At 51.4% G+C, this 5,313-nt stretch carries 6 protein-coding genes; 4 read left to right on the top strand and 2 right to left on the bottom strand.

All coding sequences use genetic code 11. The features are described 5' to 3' along the window. From PHU49_14205 to PHU49_14190, 4 genes are all read left to right on the top strand, one after another. Positions 1-1,019: DctP family TRAP transporter solute-binding subunit (locus PHU49_14205; GenBank protein MDD5245159.1), on the top strand; the 1,019-nt coding region annotated here is incomplete at its 5' end. A gap of 6 nt (positions 1,020-1,025) precedes the next feature. Next, positions 1,026-1,496 (top strand): TRAP transporter small permease, encoded by a 471-nt coding sequence (locus PHU49_14200; GenBank protein MDD5245158.1) that lies wholly within the window; start codon positions 1,026-1,028, stop codon positions 1,494-1,496. Then, entirely contained in the window at positions 1,496-2,779 is a 1,284-nt protein-coding gene (locus tag PHU49_14195; protein ID MDD5245157.1) for a TRAP transporter large permease, read from the top strand. The genes PHU49_14200 and PHU49_14195 overlap by 1 nt, the downstream gene beginning before the upstream one ends. Positions 2,780-3,020: 241 nt before the next feature. Continuing rightward, the gene (locus PHU49_14190) at positions 3,021-3,143 is read left to right on the top strand and encodes a hypothetical protein (GenBank protein ID MDD5245156.1); all 123 of its coding nucleotides are present in this window, start codon (positions 3,021-3,023) and stop codon (positions 3,141-3,143) included. 42 nt (positions 3,144-3,185) lie between these two features. Here the strand turns inward: PHU49_14190 and PHU49_14185 are convergent, their stop codons facing one another. Together PHU49_14185 and PHU49_14180 are read right to left on the bottom strand one after the other, a co-directional pair. Further along, positions 3,186-4,454: a CBS domain-containing protein gene (locus tag PHU49_14185; GenBank protein MDD5245155.1), complete on the bottom strand. Its 1,269-nt coding sequence runs from the start codon at positions 4,452-4,454 to the stop codon at positions 3,186-3,188. Positions 4,455-4,742: 288 nt separating this feature from the next. After that, positions 4,743-5,313, bottom strand: a 571-nt coding sequence (locus PHU49_14180; protein ID MDD5245154.1) for a glycosyltransferase family 9 protein, incomplete at its 5' end; no start/stop codon positions are given.

The raw sequence follows: 5,313 nt of genomic DNA, 5'->3' as shown, positions 1-5,313 counted from the left end.
TCCTTGTAACGGCCGGCTCAGCCCAAACGTATAAACCTGAATATAAGATGAGCATTGTCGTGGGTCCTGCGGGGCCGTGGGGCGAAGGCGCTGCACGGTTCGCTGAAGCCGTCAGGAAATATACCGATGGCCGGATCAATATCAAGCCCTACTACAGCGGGCAGCTCTTTGCAGGAAAACAGACGAACGAATTTCTCCTCATGAAACAGGGCGTCATCGACTTCGCGCTCGGATCAACGATAAACTGGTCAACAACGGTGAAGGAGCTCAACATCTTCTCGATGCCTTTCTTCTTCCCTGATTACAAAGCCCTCGACGCCGTTGAGAACGGAGAGGTCGGGAAACGTCTCTTCAAGATCATTGAGGAGAAAGGCGTTGTCGGCCTCGGCTGGGCTGAAAACGGCTACAGGGAGCTGACAAACAGTAAAAGGGCCGTGAAGAAACCGGAGGACATGGATGGCCTGAAGGTACGGGTTGTCGGTTCACCGATCTTCATCGATACCTTCAAGGCTATGGGCGCAAATCCCGTCTCTATGAACTGGGGCGAGGCGCTCTCTGCGTTCCAGCAGGGAACTGTTGACGGCCAGGAAAACCCTGTCGTCTCCGTCATCATCCCCAACAAGCTCTGGCAGGTCCACAAATACGCAACGATCTGGCATTATGCGATTGACCCGCTTATCCTGGGCGTAAGCAAAGAGGTATGGGACGGGTTCTCCGCACAGGACAAGGAGGCGATCAAAAAGGCCGCTGATGAGACCGTTAAATGGCAGAAGAAGGGTGCCCGGGCGGGACTGGAAGGCAGCATGGAGACCCTCGACACCCTCAGGAAAAACGGTATGGATGTCACCGTCCTTACTCCCAAGCAGGTAAAGGTCTTCAAAGGCAAAACAAAATCAGTACATGACAAGTGGGCGAAAGATATAGGAACAGAGCTCGTCGTCATGGCAGAGAAGGACATCCAGAAGGCGATGAAAGGGGCAGCGAAACCGGCGCCAAAGGCAAAGACTCCAAAAAAATAACAGTCAATGCTAAAAAAGATATATGAACATTTCGAGGAGGCAACCTGCGTTGTCCTCCTCGTTATTATGTCCGGGCTGGCCTTTGTTAACGTCATCACGCGGTACTTCATACAGTACTCCTTCGCATTTACCGAAGAGGTCGAGGTCGCGTGCCTCGTATGGCTCACCATGCTTGGCGCGGCTGCAGGGTTCAGGAGAAAGATACACCTTGGCTTTGATCTTCTCGCCCTCCGTTTCCCCAACCTTGGAAAAAATATCCTCTTTCCCTTTGCATCGGTCCTGACGATATTCACCGTCTCCATGCTCATCTGGTTCAGCTTTATTCAGATAAAGTTTGAGATCGAGTTGAATACGATGACAGAGGCCCTGAACATCCCGCAGTGGCTCTATACCCTTGCCATCCCGGTCGGCGGAATCCTCATCATACTTCGCATCATCGAAGCAGCCTGGAAGGAACTGAAAGAGGGGAATGATTAATGGAACCGGTCATCATCTTTTTTTCTCTTTTTCTTGTTCTCCTACTCCTCGGCATCCCCGTTGCCACATCCCTCGGCTTTACCGCTGTCGCATTGATCTGGAAATATAACCTCGGAATACAGGTGCTGTCCCCGAATTTTTATGCCAACATAGCAAAGTTCCAGTTGCTTGCCCTGCCTTTTTTTATCCTCGCCGGGCTGATCCTTGACCGCTGCGGGATCTCCAGGCGGCTGATACGTTTTGTCGGCCTCCTGGTGGGACCGATGCCCGGTGGGCTTGCCGTCGTTACGATCATCGTCGGCGTCATCTTTGCAGGTATCTCCGGATCGGGGCCTGCCGACACGGCTGCCCTTGGGACCATCCTGTTCCCTGCGATGGTTGCGATGGGATACGACAAGGGGTATACATCGGCATTGATCGCAAGTTCCGGTTCCCTGGCGATCGTCATCCCGCCGAGCATTGCCTTCATCATCTACGGCGTCATAGCCAGCACCTCTGTCCCGGCGCTCTTTGCCGCAGGCGTCATTCCAGGGATCATTGCGGCCCTTCTCCTTATCATCCCTTCGATCTTTGTGGCAAAGGCCCGCGGGTGGCGGGGGGAACGCTGGGGAACCCCCAAAGAGATCTGGGAGGCATTCAAAGGGGCGATCTGGGGACTTGCCGCGCCGGCAGTTATTCTGGGCGGCATCTATGGCGGTATCTTCACCGCAACAGAGGCTGCGGTTGTTGCCGTCTTTTACGGCCTCTTCCTTGGGTTCGTCGTATACAGGAGCCTGAATTTGCGCATGCTCTACGGGATCTTCAGGGACGCTACCCTCTCGTCGGCGGTCGTCATGTTCATTGTTGCCTTTGCAGGACTTTTCTCCTGGACGGGATCAACGCTCGGCGTCATGGACAGGACCTCTTCCTGCCTCCTGTCGCTGTCATCGAACCCGTTTGTGATCCTCATCCTTGTTAACGTGATCCTCTTCATTGCCGGTATGCTCATGGATGCCATATCCATATACTATATATTCCTCCCCATCCTGCTCCCTCTTATGAAACATTTCCAGTGGGACCCTGTATGGTTCGGCGTGGTCATGACGATGAACCTCGCCATCGGGCAGGTAACCCCGCCGGTGGCCGTCAACCTCTATGTTATCGCGAATATCGCGGATATCTCCCTTGAAAGGATCTCACGATCGATTGCGCCGTTCATCGCCATCATGTTCGTAGCGCTTCTTATTACGATGCTCTTCCCATCACTCTCCACATATCTGCCCACCCTGTTCGGGCTGAAATAGCCGTTCAACAGATCCGAATGCAGGCCCTAAGGCGTTAGGCGTGAGGGAAAGGCAGCAGAGAGCAGAGGGCAGAGGGCTGAGAGCAGAGGGTGAGAAGTCGGATGCTGGATACTCGATGCTTGTCGCTCGTTACTAGAGCATAGCGCATGGCGCATAGCGAACACCTTTGAGGCGTAAGGGAATACCTGTTCAACGTTCAATGTTCTACGTTCAAACCTTATTGTCATCGCGAGGCGAAGCCGTGGCGATCTCAAAAGATGGGATTGCCACGCCCTGCGGGCTCGCAATGACCCCCTATGTCATCCATCTTTTTGCTTCTTACTATTCACTATCGACTATCGACCGCCTTTATACTATCGACTGATTTTATGCTATTCACTATCGACTGTCTCTATGATTTACCGGTTTATTTAAATGTTCGTCCCTTTCTTTTCCGCGTGGGGTTCGGGACAAAGAGGTCGATGATATCGTCGACGGTGATGACGCCGCTGAGTGCATCGTGCTCATCCAGCACGGGGATTGCAATAAAATCGTATTTCGAAATAAGCTCCGCCACTTCTTTTCTGTTCGCATCAAGGTAGACATATTTCACATTATGGGTCATCAAATCACCGAGCCTCGCATCCAGGGGACTTGTTAAAAGCCTTCTCAGGGAAACGATACCAAGAAGATGGTCGTCTGTATCGACCACATATATATAGTATATGAACTCTACATCCGGTACGAGAAGTCTCATGTTGGCAAGTGTTTCGTCCACCGTCGTATCGGGCAGAAAATCCAGAAATTCACTGGTCATGAGACCACCTGCCGTATCATCTTCATAGCTCAGGAGATCTTTTACTTCCTCGGCCTCCTCTTTTTCCATGAGGGAGAGGAGCTCTTCCGAGGTCTCTTCAGACATATCGCCCAGAATGTCAGCCGCTTCATCGGGGGGCATCTCCTCGAGGATATCGGAGATCGTCTCCTTGTCCATCTCTTTTAAGAGTTTTTCCCGCACCTCGGTAGAGACCTCGTGGAGGGCTTCCCCGGCCAGTTCTTCGTCGACCGATGAAAGGATCTCGGTTCCCTGTTCCGGATGAATCTCTGTCAGGATCTGTGCAAGGTCAGAGGGGTGGAGTTTCCCCAACTGCTTCCTCGCCACGTTTAATGTCAGATTTCTCAGATCAGGATCTATGGTCTGTAGAAAGTTCCAGCTGATGATATTCTCTTTGATAGGTTTATTAAAGAACACCATGGTATCCTGAAGCAGCCGGCCGCCATCTATCCTTCTCAGGATACCGTTTAGTCCCACGTCTATGCCGAGGACGCAGATGCTCCCGTCAACATCACCGAGCTTTAGATCGTTGACCCTGACAACCTTAGCCCCATTGACATCGAGGATCTGTTTATCAAGGATGTCCTTTTTCACGAGTATGTCGCTGCCGTTATAGGTATAGGGACGATATTCTTCGTCTGTGGTGTGGGCTGTGATAACAAACCTGTTAAAAAGGTTAAGGTGTTCAACGGAAAATTCAAGAAATCTTTTTTTGTCTTTGATAATAAGTCTTGTAACGCTCGGGAACTTGATTCCCGGTACAATAACGAGATCCCAGAGGCTGCCAACCTTCCTGCCGTACTGATTGATGACATCCTTCTTCAGTATTTCGCTTAAATAGACGTCTGTTATAAAGGTCATAAGGTCATTGTAGCACCAAGAATGTGTGATGACAATCTTTAAAATCAGCGGATTAAGGCAGTGAATAGTGAACAGTGAATAGTGGACAGCGAGAAACAAAGAATCGAAGAAACGGTCCGGCAGAACCTTTCCTTAAGCGAGCCGGGTATCAGCTTGCGGGTGATGTGGAGGGGACGATCCCGTCAAGTAGGGACAAGCTGTGAGCCCAATTAATTTTGTAGCCCGTTCTCGGGCGAGAGGGGGAGGCTCCGCGAGCTTTGCTTGTGGAGGGGGCGACGTGAGCCCAGTTCAGATGACATTCATGATGATCTTTTCTAAGGCGTCACAATTGAGCCAGTCTTCGCCGAGCCTCAGCGATACATTAGTCCCCCTCGGATGCCAGACGCGGGGATCATAATCCGTGAATATGGTGATGGTGAAAAGGCCGGAGACGCCTGCGAGGTGCGCCATACCGGAGTCGTTGGAAACAAAGATGCCGCCTGTTTCAAAGAAGCTCTTGACATCACTGAGATCGTCAATGGATATCGTCTCCGGTATATCTACCCGTAAACCGGCAGGGCTCATCATGCGCGCCTGAACGCCCTTTGATCGTAGAGACTCATAGAGGGTCACAAAATTTTCCGGTTCCCACTTCTCCTTTTCAAAACCTTTTTCCGGGTACAGGATAACCCGTGGTGATTTTTGCCATAGTATCTCTTTTTTGACAGCCTCTATGCTGAATTGCGCGAGCTGTGCAAGCTGATACTCCTCAACATGAACGTCTTCATTTTCGTCGTTTGTTGCGCTGACCCCTGACCGATGACCCCTGACCTCTTTCTCAGGGTACATGTCGCTGAAGATCATCGGGTCGAGGGAGATC

Source organism: Syntrophorhabdaceae bacterium (genome assembly GCA_028713955.1).
Classification (GTDB): Bacteria; Desulfobacterota; Syntrophorhabdia; order Syntrophorhabdales; family Syntrophorhabdaceae; genus UBA5609.
Note: the sequence above shows the minus strand (reverse complement) of the source record. Positions and strands in the feature narration are given on the sequence as shown.